We start from the raw sequence: 1,245 nt of genomic DNA on the forward strand, positions 1-1,245 counted from the left end.
CCATCCTGTCCGGGGTCGGCGCGGGAGAGGCTCGGGCGTGTCTGGTATCACGGAAAGGGTGAAAATCGGGTTCTCGCTTCCGCAGTACGGTCCGGCAGCTCGGGAAGGCGCGCGGATCGGCCACTACGCCGCCGCGCTGGAACAGGCCGGGGCCGACAGCCTCTGGGTCGGGGAACGACTGCTGGCCGCCACCGATCCGAGCGTCGGATACGCCGGCAAGGACACCATTCCCGACGAGTTCAACTCCGTGCTCGACCCGTTCCTGGTGCTGGGGATCGCGGCCGCGGTGACCGAGCGGGTACGGCTGGGCACCAATGTGCTCATCGCGCCGCTGCATCGGCCCGTACACCTGGCCCGCGCCCTGACCACCCTCGACGTAGTCAGCGAAGGGCGGCTGATCCCCGGGTTCGGGATCGGGTGGTCGCCGGAGGAGTACGCGGCCGCGGGTATCCCCTTCACCCACCGCGGGGCGCGACTGGACGAGACCCTCGATGCGCTGCACGCCATCTGGACCACCGACCCGGCCGGATACGACGGCCGATTCGTGCACGTGCCCGAACATCGCAGCGAACTGCAGCCCGTGCAGCGGCCACACCCGCCGGTCTATCTGGGTGCGTTCAGCCCCGCCGGGCTCGCGCGCATCGGCCGCCGCGGTGACGGCTGGCTGCCCGTGGTTCCCGTGCCCGGCCCGCCCGGCTGGGGCAAGCAGCTGCTGACACTGCGCGCGATCATCGACGAGGCCGCCGTCGCCGCCGGGCGCGACCCCCAGGCCATCGACACCGTGCTGCGGGTCAACGTGGCCGCGGGCACCGATCTCGAACTCGTCGCCACCACCATCGAAACCGTCGCCGCCGATACCGGATTCGACGATTTCTTCATCGACCTGCTCTACGTCACCGACACCGTCGACGCCACCCTCGACACCGCGCTGCGACTGCTCGAGCGCCTGCGCGGCTGAGCGACCACCCACAGATCCGGTGAGCGGGGCGGACCACCAACGCCGCCTCGCCCGGTGTCGGTGGACCCGGTCGGCCGCCCTGCTCTCGGGTCGCGGAGCCGGGTGGGCAAATCGATCTCCCACCGGGCATACTCGATCCCGTTGTGCCGCAGGGCCGCCCGGGTGAACCGTCCGGGACACCGGCCCGCGGTGGTATCGAAGGGAGTCCGGGCCGGTGGGGTTGCGGAATCCGGTCGCGTTGGCCGGAGTCGTCGGAGTCGGAATACCGGTCCTGGCGGCGGGGGTGG

Annotated in this window: 1 protein-coding gene; it reads left to right on the forward strand. The window is 71.2% G+C overall.

Translation table 11 applies throughout. The features are described from left to right. Positions 1-58: 58 nt before the first annotated feature. On the forward strand, positions 59-958 hold the full coding sequence (locus tag ACWELQ_RS45920) for a TIGR03619 family F420-dependent LLM class oxidoreductase (protein ID WP_452403232.1): 900 nt from the start codon (positions 59-61) through the stop codon (positions 956-958). Positions 959-1,245: the final 287 nt, after the last annotated feature.

Source organism: Nocardia sp. NPDC004722, assembly GCF_053601505.1.